The organism is Pseudomonas sp. MS19 (assembly GCF_013277615.1).
GTDB lineage: Bacteria > Pseudomonadota > Gammaproteobacteria > Pseudomonadales > Pseudomonadaceae > Aquipseudomonas > Aquipseudomonas marincola.
Genome location: NZ_VBTO01000008.1, coordinates 694,994 through 714,887 on the forward strand (window position 1 = coordinate 694,994; position 19,894 = coordinate 714,887).

General features: G+C 58.2%; 15 protein-coding genes and 1 pseudogene. 7 read left to right on the plus strand and 9 right to left on the minus strand.

Annotation, left to right across the window (positions count from 1 at the left end; genetic code table 11):
* Nucleotide 1: 1 nt before the first annotated feature.
* From FEZ62_RS10325 to FEZ62_RS10355, 7 genes are all read right to left on the minus strand, one after another.
* Nucleotides 2-799, minus strand: a complete 798-nt coding sequence (locus FEZ62_RS10325; RefSeq protein ID WP_172927596.1) for an electron transfer flavoprotein subunit beta — start codon at nt 797-799, stop codon at nt 2-4.
* Nucleotides 789-2,012, minus strand: coding sequence for an electron transfer flavoprotein subunit alpha/FixB family protein (locus FEZ62_RS10330; RefSeq protein ID WP_172927569.1), 1,224 nt, complete (start codon nt 2,010-2,012; stop codon nt 789-791). The genes FEZ62_RS10325 and FEZ62_RS10330 overlap by 11 nt, the downstream gene beginning before the upstream one ends.
* Nucleotides 2,009-3,961, minus strand: coding sequence for a dimethylglycine demethylation protein DgcB (gene dgcB, locus FEZ62_RS10335; RefSeq protein WP_172927570.1), 1,953 nt, complete (start codon nt 3,959-3,961; stop codon nt 2,009-2,011). The genes FEZ62_RS10330 and dgcB overlap by 4 nt, the downstream gene beginning before the upstream one ends.
* Nucleotides 3,962-4,240: 279 nt before the next feature.
* Nucleotides 4,241-6,301 (minus strand): dimethylglycine demethylation protein DgcA, encoded by a 2,061-nt coding sequence (gene dgcA / locus FEZ62_RS10340; RefSeq protein WP_090509331.1) that lies wholly within the window; start codon nt 6,299-6,301, stop codon nt 4,241-4,243.
* A gap of 109 nt (nt 6,302-6,410) precedes the next feature.
* Complete coding sequence (locus FEZ62_RS10345) at nt 6,411-6,941, minus strand: 4-vinyl reductase (protein ID WP_069898197.1); 531 nt, start codon at nt 6,939-6,941, stop codon at nt 6,411-6,413.
* Nucleotides 6,942-7,038: 97 nt separating this feature from the next.
* Nucleotides 7,039-8,019, minus strand: coding sequence for a dipeptidase (locus tag FEZ62_RS10350; RefSeq protein WP_090509334.1), 981 nt, complete (start codon nt 8,017-8,019; stop codon nt 7,039-7,041).
* Nucleotides 8,020-8,235: 216 nt separating this feature from the next.
* Nucleotides 8,236-9,192 carry a GlxA family transcriptional regulator gene (locus FEZ62_RS10355; protein WP_172927571.1) on the minus strand — a complete coding sequence of 319 codons (957 nt, stop codon included), beginning with the start codon at nt 9,190-9,192 and terminating at the stop codon, nt 8,236-8,238.
* Between the two features lie 267 nt (nt 9,193-9,459).
* On the opposite strand from FEZ62_RS10355, the gene choX reads away from it, so the two are divergent.
* The 4 genes from choX (at nt 9,460) to FEZ62_RS10375 (ending at nt 12,914) form a co-directional block, all read left to right on the plus strand.
* Complete coding sequence (gene choX / locus FEZ62_RS10360; protein WP_172927572.1) at nt 9,460-10,395, plus strand: choline ABC transporter substrate-binding protein; 936 nt, start codon at nt 9,460-9,462, stop codon at nt 10,393-10,395.
* Between the two features lie 73 nt (nt 10,396-10,468).
* On the plus strand, nt 10,469-11,356 hold the full coding sequence (locus FEZ62_RS10365) for a 3-keto-5-aminohexanoate cleavage protein (RefSeq protein WP_172927573.1): 888 nt from the start codon (nt 10,469-10,471) through the stop codon (nt 11,354-11,356).
* Between the two features lie 43 nt (nt 11,357-11,399).
* A complete protein-coding gene (locus FEZ62_RS10370) occupies nt 11,400-12,377 on the plus strand; it encodes an L-carnitine dehydrogenase (protein ID WP_172927574.1) in 978 nt (325 codons plus the stop codon).
* Nucleotides 12,378-12,440: 63 nt separating this feature from the next.
* The gene (locus FEZ62_RS10375) at nt 12,441-12,914 is read left to right on the plus strand and encodes a thioesterase family protein (RefSeq protein ID WP_172927575.1); all 474 of its coding nucleotides are present in this window, start codon (nt 12,441-12,443) and stop codon (nt 12,912-12,914) included.
* Between the two features lie 192 nt (nt 12,915-13,106).
* Here the strand turns inward: FEZ62_RS10375 and gbcA are convergent, their stop codons facing one another.
* Entirely contained in the window at nt 13,107-14,399 is a 1,293-nt protein-coding gene (gene gbcA / locus FEZ62_RS10380) for a glycine-betaine demethylase subunit GbcA (RefSeq protein WP_172927576.1), read from the minus strand.
* Between the two features lie 370 nt (nt 14,400-14,769).
* Here gbcA and gbcB point away from each other — a divergent pair, with 370 nt between their 5' ends.
* A complete protein-coding gene (gene gbcB, locus FEZ62_RS10385; RefSeq protein WP_069898189.1) occupies nt 14,770-15,873 on the plus strand; it encodes a glycine-betaine demethylase subunit GbcB in 1,104 nt (367 codons plus the stop codon).
* A 138-nt stretch (nt 15,874-16,011) separates the two neighbouring features.
* Here gbcB and nhaC read toward each other — a convergent pair.
* Nucleotides 16,012-17,532: pseudogene (nhaC, locus tag FEZ62_RS20735) on the minus strand (Na+/H+ antiporter NhaC).
* Between the two features lie 369 nt (nt 17,533-17,901).
* On the opposite strand from nhaC, the gene FEZ62_RS10395 reads away from it, so the two are divergent.
* Both FEZ62_RS10395 and FEZ62_RS10400 read left to right on the plus strand, forming a co-directional pair.
* Nucleotides 17,902-19,218, plus strand: a complete 1,317-nt coding sequence (locus tag FEZ62_RS10395) for a HipA domain-containing protein (RefSeq protein ID WP_172927577.1) — start codon at nt 17,902-17,904, stop codon at nt 19,216-19,218.
* Nucleotides 19,215-19,649, plus strand: a complete 435-nt coding sequence (locus FEZ62_RS10400) for a helix-turn-helix transcriptional regulator (protein ID WP_242454922.1) — start codon at nt 19,215-19,217, stop codon at nt 19,647-19,649. The genes FEZ62_RS10395 and FEZ62_RS10400 overlap by 4 nt, the downstream gene beginning before the upstream one ends.
* Nucleotides 19,650-19,894 lie beyond the last annotated feature (245 nt).

Genomic DNA, 19,894 nt, shown 5'->3' on the forward strand with positions numbered 1-19,894 from the left:
CTTAGCGCAGCACACCTTCATCGACTAACAATTTGAAGATAGCCTCGGCTCCCGCCTCTGGCGAGTCGCCTTTAATAATTTGGCCGCCACCGCCCGAGGCTTTTGCGGTCGCCGCTTTCATGCGTTCAGCGCCAGTCTTGGCGGTGATTATTTTCAGGCGTTTAGGCCGGGGTCTGGCGGGTTGCAGTGGCGACTCGCTGAGCAACGCATCGGGATTTGCCTCTGCCGCATGGCTGAGTAATTCGCCACGGCGCGCCGGGCCAAAGGCACTTTGCCGGGCGGCGGGTGCGGCGTTGTCGAGGCTGGCGATAAACGGCAGGCGTACCTTTAAACGTCGGCGTTGGCCGCGCGGCAAAGCTTGAAGCACTTGGGCGATACCATTTTCTATGTGCTCGACTTCGGCCAGCCCGACCACCATTGGCCAGCCCAGTTGCTCAGCCAGCAGGAACGGCAGCATGCCCGAACCTTCGCCAGTTTCAGCCTGGCTGCCGGTTAAAATAAGTTGCGCGTCGCTGTCTTGCAGATAGTCATGCAGGGCGCTGATGACATCGGCTTGCGCCGGTTGCTCGATCACGTGCAACTGCTGCAAACCCATGCCCAGATAACTGCGTAAGGCTGGCTGTTGCGGGTCGCCTGCGTGCAGCACTTCAAGCTGCTCACCGGCCAGTCGCAAGCCCAGCTCGACGGCGCGTGCGTCTTGTTCGGCGCGGCGCGCGCGGCCCGAGCTTGGGTGCGCGCCCACGGATACCAGCGCCACAACATTCAGCGCTGGTGAGGCTTGAGCGGTGTTATGCAGCATCACGAATACCTCCGTGGCGGTGCGCGTTGATGCGCGCAATCAGTGCGCCGAGTATGGCCGCCGAGTCACCGATCACGCTCAGGTCGGCGCGCTTGACCATGTCGCAATTGGCATCCTTGTTCACGGCCACCACTTTGTCGCAGGCACCGATGCCCTGTAGGTGTTGCACCGCGCCCGAGATGCCCACTGCCAGATAAACCCGTGCGGTGACCCACGTGCCGGTGGCGCCAACCTGACGATTGCGCGGCATGAAACCATCATCCACCGCCACGCGTGATGCGCCCTCGGTTGCGCCCAAAATTTCGGCGGCCTGATGAAACTGCGCCCAGTCGGTAACGCCGTTACCACCGGACAAGATGAACTCGGCCTCTGCCATCGGAATCAACGCCGGGTCTACGGCTACTGCGCCGCAATCCTCGATTCGCGGCAAGCCGTGGGCAAGGTTTTCCGGCGTTGCCATTGCCAGGCACTCATGGCGTGTTTCACTGACCGGGCTGGCGCATTCGGCAGCGGCCAGAATCAGCCGTGGCAACGCCCGCTGCGAGTCTTCCCGACCAGCGCCTGCGCGGCCAATGCACTGGCCATCGGCAACTTGCCAGACGCGGGTAGCCGGACGCTCGGATAGTTTTGCGGCCAGCCGGCGGCCCAGCTCACCGCCGCCGTTGCGGCTGTCCGGCAGTAACCAGTGGCGTGGCTTGAGTTGTGCCTCGACGGCGCTCAAGGCCAGCACGCGCAGTTCGGGCGAATAGCCGGCCAGCGAGTCATCGGTGAAGTGCATCAGGCGATCAACACCGGCTGTGTCGAAGGCCTGCTCTTTATGTTCGGAAAAAATAATTGCCAGCACGGCGCCGTCGGTGCCTGCCAGTGAACGGGCGAGCCCGAGCAGGTCTTTATCGTGGCTACTCAAGCGCCCGCCGACCATGTCCGGCACCACGCAGATATGAAATGCCGGTTGCTCGACCCGATGCAGCGGCAGTTGCACGGCGGCTGGTGCTGCGCTGCGTTTGCCTGCGCTGGCACTCTGCGCGCCCGAACGGTCGATCCGCTTGATGCCTTCAGGGCCGATAAAACCCACGGCGTGCGGATTCTTGCGAACAATCCCCGCGGCGCTCATCCAGCGTTCTGGGCTTTTTTGCAACGTGGCGTGCAACGGGTGCAGGCGGTTACGCGCGATCCATTCTGCGTGTGGGTCGCGGCGAATAATCTCACTCATGCCGAAGTCTCCGCAGGCTGGCGTTTCACGGACGGTTTGGGCGCTGCCTCGATCAGCACTTCAGCGACCAGTTCAGCAATGTCTTTAACCTGAGGGCGCGGCTCGACCACGCCTTCGAGCATCAGCGTGCACTGCGGGCAACCCACGGCAACAATCTCGGCAGAGGTCTCCTTGATGTCGACCATGCGCATGTCCGGAATCCGCTGCTTGCCCGGAATATCAGTGATCGGCGCACCACCGCCCCCTCCGCAGCAGCGTGAACGAAAGCCCGAGCGCTGCATTTCCCGGACCTCGATACCGATGGCATTGAGAACATTGCGCGGCGCTTCGTACTCGCCGTTGTAGCGGCCCAGATAACACGGATCGTGATAGGTCACGGCGGCGTTCTGATGCTGGCCAAGGTTGAGATCGCCGGCATTGATCAGTTGCTCGATGTAAGTGCTGTGATGCAAAACCCGGTAGTGGCCGCCCAGCGCGCCGTACTCGTTCTTAAGCACGTGGAAACTGTGCGGGTCAGCCGTGACGATGGTCTTGAAGGTGTATTGAGCGAGGGTGGCGATATTGCGTTTGGCCAGTTGCTGGAAGGTCGCTTCATCCCCCAGCCGCCGCGCCACATCACCGCTATCACGCTCCTCCAGACCGAGCACGGCGAAGTCGACCGCAGCGGCTTTGAGCACTTTGACCAGTGCGCGCAAGGTGCGCTGGTTGCGCATGTCGAACGCGCCATCACCGACCCAGAACAACACATCGCACTGACGTTTATCGGCCAGCACGGGCAAGTCGAGATCGGCTGCCCAGTTGAGTCGGCCGCCCGGTGCAAAACCGCCGGGATTGTCGGTGGCGATCAGATTGTCCAGAACCTCGGCGCCCTTGTTCGGCGTTGCACCTTTTTCCAGTGTCAGGTGGCGGCGCATATCGACGATGGCATCGACGTGCTCGATCATCATCGGGCACTCTTCAACGCAAGCGCGGCAAGTGGTGCAAGACCAGAGCGTTTCGGCATCGACCAGGGCTTTGCCGTCCAGCGCCACGATAGGCAGGTGCGGGCCGCCGCTGTGCTCGCCGATGTTCTTGCCGGGGTAGGGCGAGCCGGCAAACTTGGCATCGCTGCCACCCACCAGGCCCACGACCATGTCTTGAATCAGCTTCTTCGGATTCAGCGGCTGACCCGCCGCGAAGGCCGGGCATGCCGCTTCGCATTTGCCGCATTGCACGCAGGCGTCGAAACCGAGCAATTGGTTCCAGGTAAAATCAGTTGGTTTTTCCACCCCGAGTGGCGCCAGTGGGTCGTCCAGATCCAGCGCTTTCAAACCTGTCGATCGGCCGCCGCCAAAACGCTCGGCGCGGCGGTGCCAGGCCAGATGCAGGGCGCCCGCAAAAGCGTGCTTCATCGGCCCGCCCCAAGTCATGCCGAAGAACAACTCACTCACGCCCCAGGCAATGGCGACCAGCAGGATTGCCGCCAAAAGCCAGCCGCCAAAACCCGCAGGCAGAATACCGGCGACCGGCAACGTGGCGATAAACAGACTGGCCGAGAACATCAGCAAGCTTTTCGGCAAGCGCATCCACGGCCCTTTCGACAAGCGAGCAGGCGGATCAAGCCGCCGCTTGGCCACGAACAAAGCACCGACAAACATCAGTGCAGTTGCCGCTAACAACACATAACCAAGAACCGCGCTGTGCAAGCCAAAGCCATGCACCAGAATCGCCAGCACCGCAGCCAGCACAAAACCCCCGACAGTCGCGACGTGGGTATTGGCGATGTATTTGTCGCGCGCGACCACATGGTGAAGATCAACCATGTAACGACGCGGAATGGCCAGCAGCCCGCCAAACCAGTCCACCTCAGCAGGCTTGCCGCGCCGCCACATGGCGAACCGCTTGAACGCACCAACCACCGCCAGCGCCAGTGCGGCAAATAGCAGAATTGGCAGAAGAGTATTCAACATCATCGGGTCTCCCTAGCGGGACCGCATCACCGAAAGACGAGCCACACAGTGACTAGCCAACTTATAAAAATATCGCGCAGCTTCTTGCCCACACTCTCACCACACCCGCCCTTGCTTTTAACCAAAGCTCCCCGCTCTCGCCCTTGATCTCGCCCTCGCTCTCAAAAATCCAAGGCCCACCCGATCGAGTCACTGAGTGCGCTGAGCAAGGCACTTACCGCAGCCAATAGTCGACTATGGGCAAGGGAAGTAACGCCGCACAGCACACTCAGGGGCCGATCAGAAGTCCTTACACAATCTAAGAGCGTCGTAGATGGCAGCGTGGGTATTGCGCTGGGCTACGCAGTCGCCGATGCGAAACAGCAAATAGCCTTCGCCCGCCTCGCTCAAACACGGCTGTGGCTGAATCGCGAACAGCGCCTCGACATCGATCTGGCCCTTGTTGCGCGAGGCTTCCTTGAGTGCGTAATACAGGCTCTCGTCCGGGCGCACGCCGTTCTCGACCACGACCTGATCGACCACGCGCTCTTCCTTGGCACCGGTGTATTCGTTCTCCAGCAGGGCGATGAGTTTGTCGCCTTCGCGGTAGACCTTCTCCAGCATCAGGTCGCCGGTCATGACCACTTCCTTGGGATACATGCTGCGGTAGTAAGTCGGGAACGAGGTGCCGCCGATGGCCACGCCGGGCTTGATGTCGTCGGTGACGATTTCGACCTGCGAACCTTTGTCTGCGAGAAAGTCGGCAACCGACATGCCGGTGAATTCGCAAATGGTGTCGTACACCAGCACGTTTTTACCGGGCGCGACCTTGCCGTCGAGTACATCCCAGCTGCTCACAACCAGGCCTTCTTCAGCGCCCCAGTGCGGGTTCTGCTCAAGGTTCGGGTGGCCACCATTAGCCAGCACGATGATGTCGGGGCGCAGGTCGAGCAGGGTCGCCGAATCGGCGCCAGTGCCCAGACGCACATCGACATTCAGGCGCGCGAGTTCCAGTTGATACCAGCGGGTAATGCCGGCGATCTGGTCGCGTTGCGGGGCTTTCGAGGCCGTGGTGATCTGCCCGCCAAGCTGGTCTTTCTTCTCGAACAGCGTTACCTCGTGGCCGCGTTCTGCTGCCACGCGGGCCGCTTCCATACCGGCTGGGCCTCCGCCGACGATGACTACTTTGCGCTTAACGCCGGTGGTTTTCTCGATGATGTGCGGCACGCCCATGTATTCACGCGAGGTGGCGGCGTTCTGAATGCACAGCACGTCGAGGCCCTGATATTGGCGGTCGATGCAGTAGTTGGCGCCCACGCACTGTTTAATCTGGTCGACCTGACCCATTTTGATCTTGGCAATCAGGTGCGGGTCGGCGATGTGCGCACGGGTCATGCCGACCATGTCGACATAGCCGCCTTCAAGAATTCGTGTCGCCTGATTCGGGTCCTTGATGTTCTGGGCATGCAGAACCGGAACCTTGACGACTTCCTTGATGCCCGCCGCCAGATGTAGAAACGGCTCGGGCGGATAGCTCATGTTCGGGATCACGTTGGCCAGGGTGTTGTGCGTGTCGCACCCTGAGCCCACCACGCCGATAAAATCGAGCATGTCGGTGTCATCGTAGTATTTGGCGATCTGTTTCATGTCTTCATGGCTGAGGCCATCGGGGTGGAATTCATCGCCGCAGATGCGCATGCCCACACAGAAGTCCGGGCCTACCTCGGCGCGCACCGCCTTGAGTACTTCGAGGCCAAAGCGCATACGCTTTTCAAAGCTGCCGCCCCATTCGTCTTCACGCTTGTTGACGCGTGGCGACCAGAACTGGTCGATCATGTGCTGGTGCACGGCAGACAGCTCAATGCCGTCCAGCCCGCCTGCCTTGGCACGCCGCGCTGCCTGAGCGTAGTTGTCGATGACCCGCCAGATTTCTTCCGGCTCGATGGTTTTGCAGGTGGCGCGGTGCACCGGTTCGCGAATGCCGGACGGCGACATCAGGGTCGGCCAGTGATAGCCATCCCAGCGCGAGCGACGGCCCATGTGGGTAATCTGGATCATGATCTTGGCGCCGTGCTTGTGCATCGCGTCGGCAAGATTCTGAAAGTGCGGAATAATCCGGTCAGTGGCCAGATTGACTGAACTCCACCACTGCTGGGGGCTGTCGATGGCAACCACCGACGAGCCGCCGCAAATCGCCAGACCAATGCCGCCCTTGGCTTTCTCTTCGTAGTATTTGACGTAGCGCTCGGTGGTCATGCCGCCGTCGGTGGCATAAACCTCAGCGTGTGCAGTGCTGAGCACGCGGTTGCGTATGGTCAGCTTGCCAATCTGAATGGGCTGAAACATTGCTTCGAACGCCATCTGGTACTCCTTAACACGCAAACAAAGCAGCTGCACTTGATCTGGCGCGGGCTCAAGAGCTTGAGATCACCGGGCCGGATCTTCGCTTACGGCGCTGTAAACGCTTCAATCAAATAGGGTTAACGATGAACAGGCCGTGCTGATGGCCTTCTTCGGAGGCGCTGAATTCCTGCTCGGCCACGGTGCGAATCGAGCTGCCGGAGGCTTCAAGAATCTGGTCCATGGCGCCGGCAAACCAACCGGTAAACATGTAATCGACCTTGCGTCCGCACTTGCCATACACGTAGACAAAAGCCGAGTGCTCAAGGCGTACCTCGGCGGTGCCTTTGGCCAGATCAATATGCTCAATCTTGAACAGTCCCCAGCCGCGCTGAGACAAACGCTTCATGTAGTGCTCGAAAACTGCCACGCCTTGCAAACCATGCAGCGCTGCTTCTTTTTCACACCAGTGCCAGGCGGATTTGTAGCCGGCTTTGTAGAGGATTTCTGCATAGGCTTCGGCGCCCAAAACCTCTTCGATACCCATGTGGTTGTTGACGAAAAAGTGCCGTGGCACATACAGCATCGGTAGGGCGTCGGTGGTCCAGACGCCGGTTTCGTCGTCGACCTGAATGGGCATTTCGGGTGCGTGTGTGGCCATGTTCAAACTCCAGAAAAAGGTGACTCAAGCATGTAGTCGGTGCTCGCGCAGCCGGTTCGCTCCGGCGCGCCGTGAAGCTGTTTACAGGCTGGGCTGGTTATTTCTCGTTCCAGACATCGGCCAGTACCCGAACCCAGTTCTCACCCATGACTTTGCGCACCACACGCTCGGGCATGCCGCGCTTTAGCAGGGTTTCGGTCAGGTTGGGGAATTCACCGACGGTGCGGATGCCCAGCGGGTTAACGATCTTGCCGAAGCTGGTCAGGCGGCGGGCGTAACCTTTGTCGTGGGTCAGCCACTCAAAGAAGTCCTGCCCGTGGCCCTGAGTGAAGTCGGTGCCGATGCCGATGGCGTCTTCGCCCACCAGATTCATCACGTATTCGATGGCTTCGGCGTAATCGTCGATGGTCGAGTCGATGCCTTTGGCGAGGAAGGGCGCAAACATAGTGACGCCGACAAAACCGCCCTTATCGGCAATGAATTTGAGTTCTTCGTCAGACTTGTTGCGCGGGTGCTCTTTAAGGCCAGACGGCAGGCAGTGTGAATAGCAGACCGGCTTTTTCGATTCGAGGATGACTTCTTCGCTGGTTTTCGAGCCGACGTGTGAAAGGTCACACATGATTCCGACTCGGTTCATCTCGGCAACAATTTCGCGGCCAAATCCGGAGAGCCCGCCGTCACGCTCGTAGCAGCCGGTGCCTACCAGATTCTGGGTGTTGTAGCACATCTGCACGATGCCGACGCCGAGCTGCTTGAACACATCGACATAGCCGATCTGGTCTTCAAAAGCGTGGGCATTCTGAAAACCAAACAGGATGCCGGTTTTGCCCTGAGCCTTGGCTGCATGGATGTCGGCCGTGCTGCGAACCTGAATAACAAGGTCGCTGTTGTCGCGAATCAGTTGCTGGCTGGAAACAATATTGTTCACCGTGGCCTGAAACCCTTCCCACACCGACACGGTGCAGTTGGCTGCGGTGAGGCCGCCTTTGCGCATGTCGGCAAACAGTTCACGGTTCCATTTACCGATGATAAGCCCGTCAATAACGATGCTGTCGGCGTGTAGTTCGGCTGGGCTCATCAGGCTGTCCCCTCAGGTTCTTGCGCCAGGTCTGGTGACGACGCTTTGAGGTGAGCATATCCCCGAGGGGTAAAGTGACCCGATGCAAAAACGACTGAGGGATTGCCGAAAGCGTCAATTAGCGGATGCAATTCGCTTGTCCGGCGCGATTAACGCTCAGGCGCGGGTGAGCGTTCAGCTTTGTGAGAGGGCAACAGGCGAGGCGGGTGTTGCGGCTCAGACAGCCGAGTTGCGACCATTCTCGTGACGGTCGTGGCTGGGGCTTCTGCCGAAGCGCTTGCGATAACGCCGTGAGAAGTAGCTGGAGGACTCAAAGCCGCAGGCCAGCGATATTTCCAGCACATTCATGTCGCTCTGGCGCAACAGTTGGCGGGCTTTATCCAGACGCAGATTGAGGTAGAAGTTTGCCGGTGTGTCATTCAGGTGCTGGCGAAACAAACGCTCCAGTTGGCGCGGGGTGACATCAACAGCTTCGGCCAGTTGGGTCGGCGTCAGCAGGTTTTCGCAGCGGCGCTCCATCTCGGCAATCACATGGCTGAGTTTCTTGTTGTGCACGCCATAGCGATTGGTGATCTGCATTCTCTGATGGTCCTGACGCGAGCGAATCCGCCCCAGAACAAACTGCTCGGACACCTGCACGGCCATGGCTTCGCCCTGATCACGCGCGATCAGCGTGAGCATCATGTCGATGGTCGAGGTGCCGCCCGCTGTGGTGATGCGCTGCCCGTCGATCTCGAACAATTCCTGGGTGACCTGCAAAGCAGGAAAGCGCTCCTGAAATGCATTGATCGCTTCCCAGTGCAAGGTGATGCGCTGCTTGTCGATGAGCCTGGCCTCGGCCAGTACAAAACTGCCGGTGTCGATGCCGCCGATAATCGCGCCCTGTTGCGCAAACCGTTGCAGCCAGTTGGCCAGTCGCGAACTGAACGCCGCCAGCGGTTCAAAGCCGCTGACCACAAAGATTGTGTGTGGCTGGCCCTGATCTTCAAGGCCGCCTTCGACGTTAAGCGACATGCCGTTGCTGGCTTCTACCGGCCCGCCATCAACGCTGAGCAGACGCCAGCGATAAAGATCGGCGTGAAAACGGTTGGCAACACGCAGCGGCTCGGTGGCGGACATCAGCCCCATCATCGAGAAACCGGGCAGCAGGAGGAACCAGAAGGTTGTCGGCATGCAGTTGAGAGACCTTGGCCGGTGAGTGTGACGCGATTATTGCGCCGATTATGGCGAGTTTATTCAGGCGAGTCGCTATCGTTCGATAAGTAGTCGGTAAAAGCCGCTTTATCAACGGATGCTCTCGGTATTGTGGCTGCATCGGGCGATATCAAGCCCGGACACGGAAGAGCCGTCTGGCTTTTACAAAACAAAATCGTGGCCAAGATCAACCCTGTCTGAGGGGCTGATGCCGCGATATAAACCGTACCGCGAGGGAGCAAAACAATGAATCGTCTCAAACTAATCGCCGCAGGCTGTGTGCTCGCCCTGAGTAGTTCGTCGTTGTTGGCCGCAGAGCAGGCAAGCTGCAAGAACGTTCGGGTTGGCCTGGTCGGCTGGACGGATGTTGTTGCCACCACCGCAGTCGCGTCCACCCTGCTTGAGGGCCTTGGCTATGAAACCAAGCAGACTCAAGCCTCGCAGCAAATCATTTTTGCCGGTATCCAGAAGGACCAGATTGATGTGTTCCTCGGTTACTGGAAGCCGATCATGGATGACAACATCAAGCCGTTCCTCGACAAGAATGCAGTCAAGGTCATGCCTGAGCCTTCGCTCAACGATGCCGTTGCCGTGCTGGCCGTGCCAACGTATACCGCCGACAAAGGCCTGAAAACACTGGCCGATATTGCCAAGTTCAAAGATCAGCTGGACGGCAAGATCTATGGCATCGACGCCGGTTCGGGCGCCAATATCGCGATCAAGAAAATGATCGACAGCAATCAGTTCGGTCTGGGTGACTTCAAACTGGTCGAGTCCAGCGAAGCCGGTATGCTCGCCGCCGTTAACCGGGCGACGCGCAGCGACAAGCCCGTGGTGTTCTTTGGCTGGAAACCGCACCCGATGAACCTGCAGTTTCCGATCACCTACCTGACCGGCACCGAGGATGTATTCGGCCCGAATGACGGTGCAGCCACTGTCAGCACAGTAACCGCACCGGACTACGCCGAGCGCTGCCCGAATGCCAACTTGCTGCTGAGCAACCTGCGCTTCACCAGTGAGCAGGAAAGCCAGTTGATGCAGCCGATCATGGACCGCAAAAAGCCGGAAGACGTTGCCCGCGAGTGGATCAAGGCCAACCCGGAAATTGTCTCTGGCTGGCTGCAAGGCGTGACCACCTTCGACGGCAAACCTGCCGACAGCGCGATCGCCGCGCTCAAGTAACCCCCGCATTAATACCCATGCGCAGCCATTGCTGCGCACGGGTTTCTGTTGCCTTGAACAAAGGAGAAGACCAATGAATTATGAAGTTGTCGTGACCTGCGCTGTTACCGGTGCTGGCGATACAGTGGGCAAGCATCCGGCAATTCCGGTGACCCCGAAGCAAATTGCCGACGCCGCCATCGAAGCCGCAAAGGCTGGCGCCACCGTTGCTCACTGCCACGTGCGCGACCCGCAAACCGGCAAGCCGAGCCGTGATGTGGCGCTGTACCGCGAAGTGGTCGAGCGCATTCGTGAAAGCGACACCGACGTGATCATCAACCTCACTGCCGGCATGGGCGGCGATCTCGAAATCGGTCCCGGCGAAACGCCGCTGGAATTCGGAACCGGTACTGATCTGGTCGGGCCGATGGAGCGTCTCAAGCACATTGAAGAACTGCGCCCGGAAATCTGCACCCTCGATTGCGGCACCCTGAATTTTGGCGATGGCGACTACATCTATGTCTCCACCCCGGCGCAACTGCGCGCAGGCGCCAAGCGCATCACCGAGCTGGGCGTAAAAGCCGAGCTGGAAATCTTCGACACCGGTCACCTGTGGTTTGCCAAGCAAATGCTCAAGGAAGGCCTGCTGGAAGATCCGCTGTTCCAACTCTGCCTGGGTATTCCGTGGGGCGCTCCGGCAGACACCGTTAGCATGAAAGCCATGGTCGATAACCTGCCAGCCGGTGCCACATGGGCAGGCTTTGGTATCGGGCGCACGCAAATGCCAATGGCGGCTCAGGCCATGCTGTTGGGCGGCCATGTGCGCGTGGGGCTGGAAGACAATATCTGGCTGGATCGCGGTGTACATGCCACCAACGGGCAACTTGTCGAGCGCGTTATCGAGATCATCCAGCGTCTGGGTGGCCGTGCGCTGACACCGGCTGAAGGCCGCGAAAAAATGAAGCTCAAGCGTCTGGGCTAAGTACCGCTTGATTGAGCGTACCCACTATCGAGCAGGAGTCAGCATGAGCAATCAAACTACCTTTGTGACAGAGATTAAAACCTTCGGCGCCATCTGTACCGGCGTAATCGGCAGTGGCTGGGTCGCCCGCGCCCTGGCCCATGGCCTGGATGTTGTCGCCTGGGACCCGGCGCCGAACGCCGAACAACAACTGCGCGAGCGTATCGCCAATGCCTGGCCGGCACTGCAAGCGCAGGGTTTGGCAGAAGGTGCCAGCCAGGATCGCCTGCGCTTTGCCGACAGCGTTGAAGCGTGCGCGCGTGAAGCAGACTTCATTCAGGAAAGCGCGCCCGAAGTGCTGGCCCTGAAACTCGATCTGCATGCACGTATCAGCGCCGCAGCCCGCGCCGATGTGTTGATTGGTTCGAGCACATCCGGCTTGCTGCCCAGCGAGTTTTACGCAAGCTCAGCCAACCCGCAGCGCTGCGTGGTGGGGCATCCGTTCAATCCGGTTTACCTGTTGCCGCTGGTTGAGGTTGTGGGCGGTAAAGACACCGCGCCAGAAGCTATTGAAGCAGCGATGAGCGTGTACACCGCGTTGGGCATGCGGCCCTTGCATGTGCGTAAGGAAGTGCCGGGGTTTGTTGCCGACCGTCTGCTTGAAGCGCTGTGGCGTGAGGCCCTGCATCTGGTGAATGATGGCGTGGCGACTACCGGCGAGATTGATGATGCAATCCGTTTCGGCGCGGGGCTGCGCTGGTCGTTCATGGGCACCTTCCTGACCTACACACTGGCGGGCGGCAATGCCGGTATGCGTCACTTCATGCAGCAATTTGGCCCGGCACTGCAATTGCCGTGGACCTACCTGAAAGCGCCTGAGCTGACCGAAAGCCTGATCGACAGCGTGGTCGAAGGCACCGCAGAACAGCAGGGCCAGCGCAGCATTGCCGAGCTGGAACGCTACCGCGATGATTGCCTGATTGCCGTGCAGGAAGCGATTAAACAGACCAAGGCCAAACACGGCTTCGACGCTGCCGAGTGATCGACGCTTACCCAGCCCGCCGGTTTTTTGCCGGTCGGGTTGTGCTTGATTCAGGAGAATTGCATGACGCGACTCACCACCTACCAGACGGCCGTGCTGCCCGAATGGGTTGATTACAATCAGCATCTGCGCGATGCGTTCTATCTGCTGATTTTCAGCTATGCCACCGATTCGCTGATGGATCATCTGGGGCTGGATGAGGCAGGGCGCGTGCGCACCGGGCATACCCTGTATACCCTCGAATGCCACCTCAACTACCTCAACGAGGTGCGTCTGGGCGCGGAGGTCGAGGTGCACACGCAACTGCTCGCGCACGATAAGAAGCGTCTGCACGTGCATCACTCTTTGCACTTGGTTGGCGTGGAAGCCGCCTTGGCCGAGAGCGAGCAGATGCTGATGAATATCGACGTCGAAAGCGGGCGTTCGGCAATTCTCGATGAGCAAGTTAACGCACGGGTAGAGGCGTTGTCTGCCGCTCACGCTGGCTTGTCGATGCCGGTTTATGTCGGGCGGGTAATCGGTTTGCCAAAGCGTTAGGCAAGCGCGAGCGGTTCGAGCCGCACAAATGACCAAAGGGCGAGCAATCTGTCGATTGTTCGCCCTTTTGCGTTATGCAGTTGAGTCCGGTGTGGCTGGGTTTCGCTGCTGTACTGGCGGCGCCGGTTTTATCGCCAACAGGCTGTATGCCAGCAGCGCCAACAGCAGAACAAACCCCTGACTCATGACGCGCTACTCCGAAACGACTTGGCGCAACTGGGTCAGCGGCTGCGCATTCAGGTTGTTGAGCATGCGCTCGCTGTACCAGTCGACAAAGTTGACCACGCCGAACTCGTAAGTCTGCGAGTAAGGCCCTGGCTGGTAGGCGGTGGAGTTGATGCCGCGCTGATTTTCCTCGGCCAGACGACGATCCTGATCGTTGGTTGCATCCCACACCTGGCGCAGGCGCGCGACGTCGTAATCAACCCCTTCAACGGCGTCCTTGTGCACCAGCCACTTGGTGGTGACCATGGTTTCTTGCGCGCTGACCGGCCACACGGTGAACACAATAAGGTGGTCGCCCATGCAGTGGTTCCACGAGTGCGGCAGGTGCAGAATGCGCATCGAGCCCAGCTCCGGGTTCTTGATGCGGCCCATCAACTTTTGGCAGCCGCGCTTGCCGTCCATGGTCATCGACTCGGTGCCCTTGAGCAGCGGCATACGCACGATGCGATTGCGCAGGCCAAAGCTGGCGTGGGCATAAGGAATGTTCTCGGCTTGCCATTTAGCCGCTGAGTCGGCGACATGATCCTTGAAGTTCTGGTCGGCGCGGGGGTCGGTCACGTCGTCCCACTCAAGCAGTGACTTCAACAGCTCCGGGTGCGAGCCGCTGCAGTGGTAGCACTCGCGGTTGTTCTCGAGTACCAGCTTCCAGTTGGCCTTTTCCATCAAGGTGGTTTGCACCGCCACCTTGGTGTTTTCCATGTCGTAAGGCTCCATGTAGTGCGCCAGCGTGCTGAGGAAGTCATCCACCGCAGGCGGGTTTTCTGCCAGCGAAATGAAGATATAGCCGCCGGCTGTTTTGCAGTGAACCGGTTTCAGGCCGTACTGGTTCAGGTCAAAGTCTGCACCCATTTCCGTGCCGGCAAACAGCAGGCGACCGTCGAGTTCATATGTCCACTGGTGATAGTGGCAAACCAGTTTGGCGACCTTGCCTTTTTCGCTGGTGCACAGCCGCGAGCCACGGTGGCGGCAGACGTTGTGAAAAGCATGCACCACGCCTTCGGCACCGCGAATCACGATGATCGGGTTATTGCCGATTTGCAGCGTCAGGTAATTACCCTTGGCCGGTATTTCGCAAGTCATTCCGGCGATCAGCCACTCCTTGTGGAAGATCTCCTGCATGTCGATCTGGAACAGGCGTTCGTCGTTATAAAACGGCTGCGGCAATGAAAAGGTCCGCTCACGGCTGTGAAGCATATCTACCGTTGCCTTGCGCGCTGGCTCAAGTGGATCGCCGAGGCTCAGAGTCGAAGTGACGTCCATCAGTAACTCCTCAATGGCGATAGTGGATTTATCGCCGCAAAAGTGGCATTTAGGTGCAGCTGCAAGGTGATTGCGCCGTGCTTTTTCACCGACCGACTGGCGCTGGTTCCATTCATGCGGGCGTGTTCGAGTCTTGACTCAGGGCACACCAATTGATGATTCGGCTAGGGTCGAGTTTGGCTGCGCGCGCGGCTTGATCCTTATCCATGGGCGACACGCCTGAATCAGTTTCCGACCAGCAATGGCCCGTGTTAGCGGGCGGGTCGCGATAAGCATGTAAATGTCGCTAACAGATATATGAGTCGTGCTGGCGTTAAGCACAATCGCTGCATATTCAGGCCGATGTCCGGCCGCGCGCGGAGGCACGTGCATGACCACTAACGACTTTCTAAACCCGGTAACCACCCAGACCTGGAGCAATGGCCGCCATCTGGTGCGTTGCGTCAAGGTCATTCAGGAAACCTGGGATGTCCGCACCTTCTGTTTCATGGCCGATCAGCCCGTGTTGTTCTTTTTTAAACCGGGGCAGTTCGTCACGCTGGAGCTTGAAATCGAGGGCGTGCCGATCATGCGCTCCTACACCATCTCCAGCGCGCCGTCGGTGCCGTACAGCTTTTCGATCACCATTAAACGGGTGCCTGGCGGTAAGGTTTCAAACTGGCTGCACGATAATCTGCATGAAGGCCAGGATCTGGCCGTGCATGGCCCTGTGGGTAACTTCAATGCGATTGATTTCCCCGCAGAAAAAGTGCTGTTTCTCAGCGGCGGTGTGGGCATTACTCCGGTCATGTCGATGGCGCGCTGGTATTACGACACCAACGCCAATGTGGACATGGTGTTTGTGCACAGCGCGCGTTCGCCGAAAGACATCATCTTTCATCGCGAGCTTGAGCACATGGCGGCGCGCATCAACAACTTCAGCCTGCACGTCATCTGCGAAAAGCATGGCTTGGGCGAGGCGTGGGCGGGGTATCGGGGCTATCTCAATCAGCCGATGCTGGAGTTGATCGCCCCGGATTATCTCGACCGTGAAATCTTCTGCTGCGGGCCAACGCCTTACATGGCGGCGGTCAAACGCCTGCTGCAAGCCAACAATTACGACATGCAGCGCTATCACGAAGAAGCATTCGGGCCGACTCCGCCCGAGGTTCGCGCTGAAGTTAAGGAGCTGGCAGCAGAAGCGGCCGAGGCGGCGGAAGTACCGGCGACCGATCTGCGTCAGGTCGAATTCGTGCTTACCGGCAAAAGCATCCGGGTTGGTCCGAGCGAAACCGTGCACTCGGCCGCTGCGCAATTGGGCCTGCACATTCCCAAGGCCTGCGGCATGGGCATTTGCGGAACCTGCAAGGTGCTGAAAACCTCGGGCGAGGTCAGCATGGAGCACAACGGCGGCATCACCGATGAAGACGTGGCCGAGGGCTACATCCTGTCGTGCTGCAGCGTGCCGCAAGGCGATGTGGCGATAGAGTTTTAACCGATAGAAAAGGGCGCATGGAGATGCGCCCTTTTTAGTTGTTGCCGCCTGATGTTCACGTTGCAGGCGTTGTCGCCAGAGCGTTCAGACTCACACTCCAGCGACTCGCAAGGCTGACTTCACATTGCCGCCAGTCCCTCAAACCTCAGGCTGCGCGACCTTGACACTTCTGACGCCAATCTCTGCCTGATCGCGCAATTGTTGCAGTGATGTCACCGCGTAATCTTGAGCCACCCAGTCGGCACGCTCAGCGTCGCTGGCTGGCACAATGAAGCGCCCAAGCAAGGTGTACAGCAGTCCCAGTAACGGCGACAACCAGCAGGCAAAGGCCAGCGGAATGTACAGCAGGCTTTCCCAGCTGCCATCGCCAACTACCAAACCAAGCGAGCTGATGACCACAGCGCCACCCGCATTCCAGGGAATCAGTGGCGAGATCAATGTGCCGCCTTCTTCAAGAGAGCGCGACAGGTTAAGCGTGGAATAGCCTTCGCCCCGAAAGATTGGCGCATACATACGCCCCGGCAGCGCGATGGAAAGATACGGGTCGCCCGCAATCACATTGGTCATCGCTGCTGTAGAACTGGCCGCCAGTTGCAAGCCAAAAATCCCGCGCACTTTAAGCAGTACCGCCGCGCACAGCGACTCAAGACAACCGATCACTTCAAGCAGGCCACCAAACGCCAGCGCGATCATGACCAGCAGAATCACCCATGACATCGACATGATGCCGCCACGGTTGAGCAGCGTGTCTATTTCGCTCACGCCCGTGCTCAGCGAATAGCCGTTTTGCATTTAGCCGAACAGCGCCTTCAAGGCTTCGCCCTGCACCCCAAACGCCACCACCGCACCGGCGACCACGCCAACAAACAACGCTGGCAATGCCGGCATGCGGGCCATTGCCAAACCCATCACCAACAGCGGCGGCAACAGCACCCAAATACTGAACTCAAAATTGCTCGCCAGCCCTTCGGTGATGGTTTGGATGCGCTCAAGATCGAGTGCCTGACCTGCCGCCAGCGAGTTGCCAGCCACCAGATAAATCACCAGCGCAATCAGCATCGCCGGAATCGTGGTCGGCATCATGTTGCGGATATGCGCAAACAGATTCACTCCGGTTACTGCGGGCGCCAGATTGGTGGTGTCTGAGAGTGGTGAGACTTTGTCGCCGAAGAAAGCACCGGAAACCACCGCGCCGGCTGTCCACCAGGGCGGGATGCCGAAGCCAGCACCGATCCCCATCAGAGCAAGGCCGACAGTGCCGACGGTGCCCCAGCTGGTGCCGAGGGTCACGGAAACCACCGCACACATCAGCATGGCGGCGGCGAGAAAGTATTCCGGCGAGATCAGCTTGAGCCCGTAGTAAATGATCATCGGCACACTGCCGGAGGCGATCCACGTGCCCACCGTCATGCCGACAAGAATAAGGATGGCAATCGACGGTAGCCCAACGCGCATCATGCCATCTTCCATCGCAGCCCAGCGGTAGCCCAACTTCCAGCCGATAACAGCCGTAATCGCAACACCACAAACCAGCGGTACATGCGGGGTGAACTCACCGAATATAAACAACTGCAACGCCAAAACCGCCAGCGTAGCCACAATCGGTATGAGCGCCATTAACAGTGACGGTCGCTGAGGGGGGATCGATGCCCTTGTCATTATATTTCTCCACCGGTTATTAGTACTTGTTATGCCCTCACGCTATGTCGATATCCGGATTGAGGAATGGTTGTCCACGCCATTTCACCGCCTAAACACGACGCCAATGTGTTGTTTTTCAATGAATTGCGGTTTGGGTATGTCGGTTTTTGGCGTGTTGGTTTGGTGAGGGCGTGTCGATGGAGTTGGTGTGTTTAGGTGTGGCGAATAAGGAAGCAATAGCAGTGACTGGGTGGATCGCCAAAATCACAATCAGTATTAAAATGCTGATAACTTAGTCGGGCGGTCTCGTAAGTGGATTTATATTGCCGATTACAGTCGATTGATCCATAGTAATCAGACATAAAATGCTGAAATCAGGTTTTGGCTATGTTCGAGCAACTCACGATCCAAACCTTCGTTGACGGCGAATGGTTCGATGCCGCTGATCTTTCCTTCGCAGACACTGCGCAAGTGGAGGGGAAGAGGTGTGCGCTCACCTACAAGGCTGCCTATTTAGCTCATTTCCTTGATGACTTTGACTCGCTATTCGAGCCTGTGTTGAGTGTTAACGCACCTATGAACTGGTCGCCTGAAGATTATGTAGGGTTCCCCGCCTTCATTCTCGACATAATCCCAGCTGGCGCAGCTAAACGCTCACTACTTCGGCGGTTTAATGATTCCAGACCAGCAGAAATGGATACCGACCTTTTTCTGCTGGGCCAATGTACTCCGGCACCAATCGGAAACCTTCGTATAAAAGAGTCTGTTCAACGCCTTGAAACATCGCCTAACGAAGGCTTCGAGCGGGACGAAATTATCAACAGAGACACAGACTTTCTTGAGTACGCCTACGAGTCAGGTGCTGCGCTTGGTGGGGCGACAGGTGCACAGGGTGAAGCCCCCAAGCTTGTGCTTACAGAGGCGCATGACGGTTTGTTTTACGCCGATGCGATGTTGGCTGATGAAGGCGCCAAAGCCCACTGGCTGGTCAAGTTCCCGCGAAACACAGGGACTTTGACTGACAAGAATATCCTTCGGGCGGAATACCTCTATTACAAAGCTGTCGCGAGGCTTGGCCTTAACACGGTTCCAGTCGATGGCCTGGCGCTTGAGGAGGCTAATAAACCCAGCTTGTGGATGCCACGGTTTGATCGGCGTGTTTCGCCGGAGGGCGTTGAGCGTATCCCCGTAGAGTCGATTTATTCCATACGGCAAATCACCATGGGAGGTGCAAACCAGAACCATGAAGATGTTATGAGATGCCTGATCGAGCTTTGGGTAATGAACGGGCAAGGGGCTGAGGTTGAAGATTTAATCTTCGAATATATCCGTCGCGATCTACTCAACCGGATTCTCGGCAATTCCGACAACCATGGCCGCAACATGGCCATTCACCGCTACAAGGGCTCCTTCTCGCTGGCCCCAATTTATGATTTGGCGCCGATGGTGCTTGATTCGGAAGTGGTGGTTCGTGTGACGAAATGGCTGACAGAAGTCCGGGGGTATCCAGATTGGCGTCAGGCCTGCAATAGCTTTACTGAATTTGCGCCTGCAGACATGATCTTTGATCGGCTACGCGCAGCAGCTCAGGAGTTCAGGGCGCTACCGGACTTGCTCACCGAGCTGCCAGATGAAGTCAGGCGTTCGAACGCAATACCGCTGAATAACCTGGATATGAATTTGCAAAGATGGGGGCTCCTATGAATGAAATGACAGGAGCAGAGCGTAAGGCTCTCATTGACGACATCATGGCCAAGCATGGGGCGGGTGTTGAGACCCTTGGCACTTGTGTTCGACGCTTACGCCTTGAGGTGACTGGCTTCGATCAAGAGACTTTTGCCGCCATGTGCGGTCTGTCTACACGTGCTCTGTATCAATTGGAGTCTGACAAAGGCAACCCAACCCTCAAGACTATCGATGGAGTCCTGCGCAAGTTTGGACTGCAGATGGGAATTGTTGCTGCGCAACCAAAGCGAAAAAGTACAGCCCGTTTTGTTTATGCGAAGGGGCAGGCTGAGGCTTCGGCGCATGCCCATCAAGTCATGGATAGCGTTGTAACTAAAACCGCAACTGACCTCGCGCCAAAACGGGGTACCAAACCACTATCTGCCAGGCAAATCGATAGAAAAAAATGAGCTTTACATCGCTCAGCGCATGAGCGAAACCCACAAGCAAAAAGAGCCGCACTGCGGCCCTTTTCTTTGCATCCGGGGGTTAAATCTGCAGCTGGTGCATATGGGTCATCTGCTCGGGGTGAACCGCTGGTTCGCCAGCGATCTCTATTGGCCCAGAGTGTGTAAAAACACTTTCTTATAGTGCGTGCCACAGCCCATTGCTCCTGGGCGTGGCGATTTCCCGATTATTTACCACGACCAGCGCC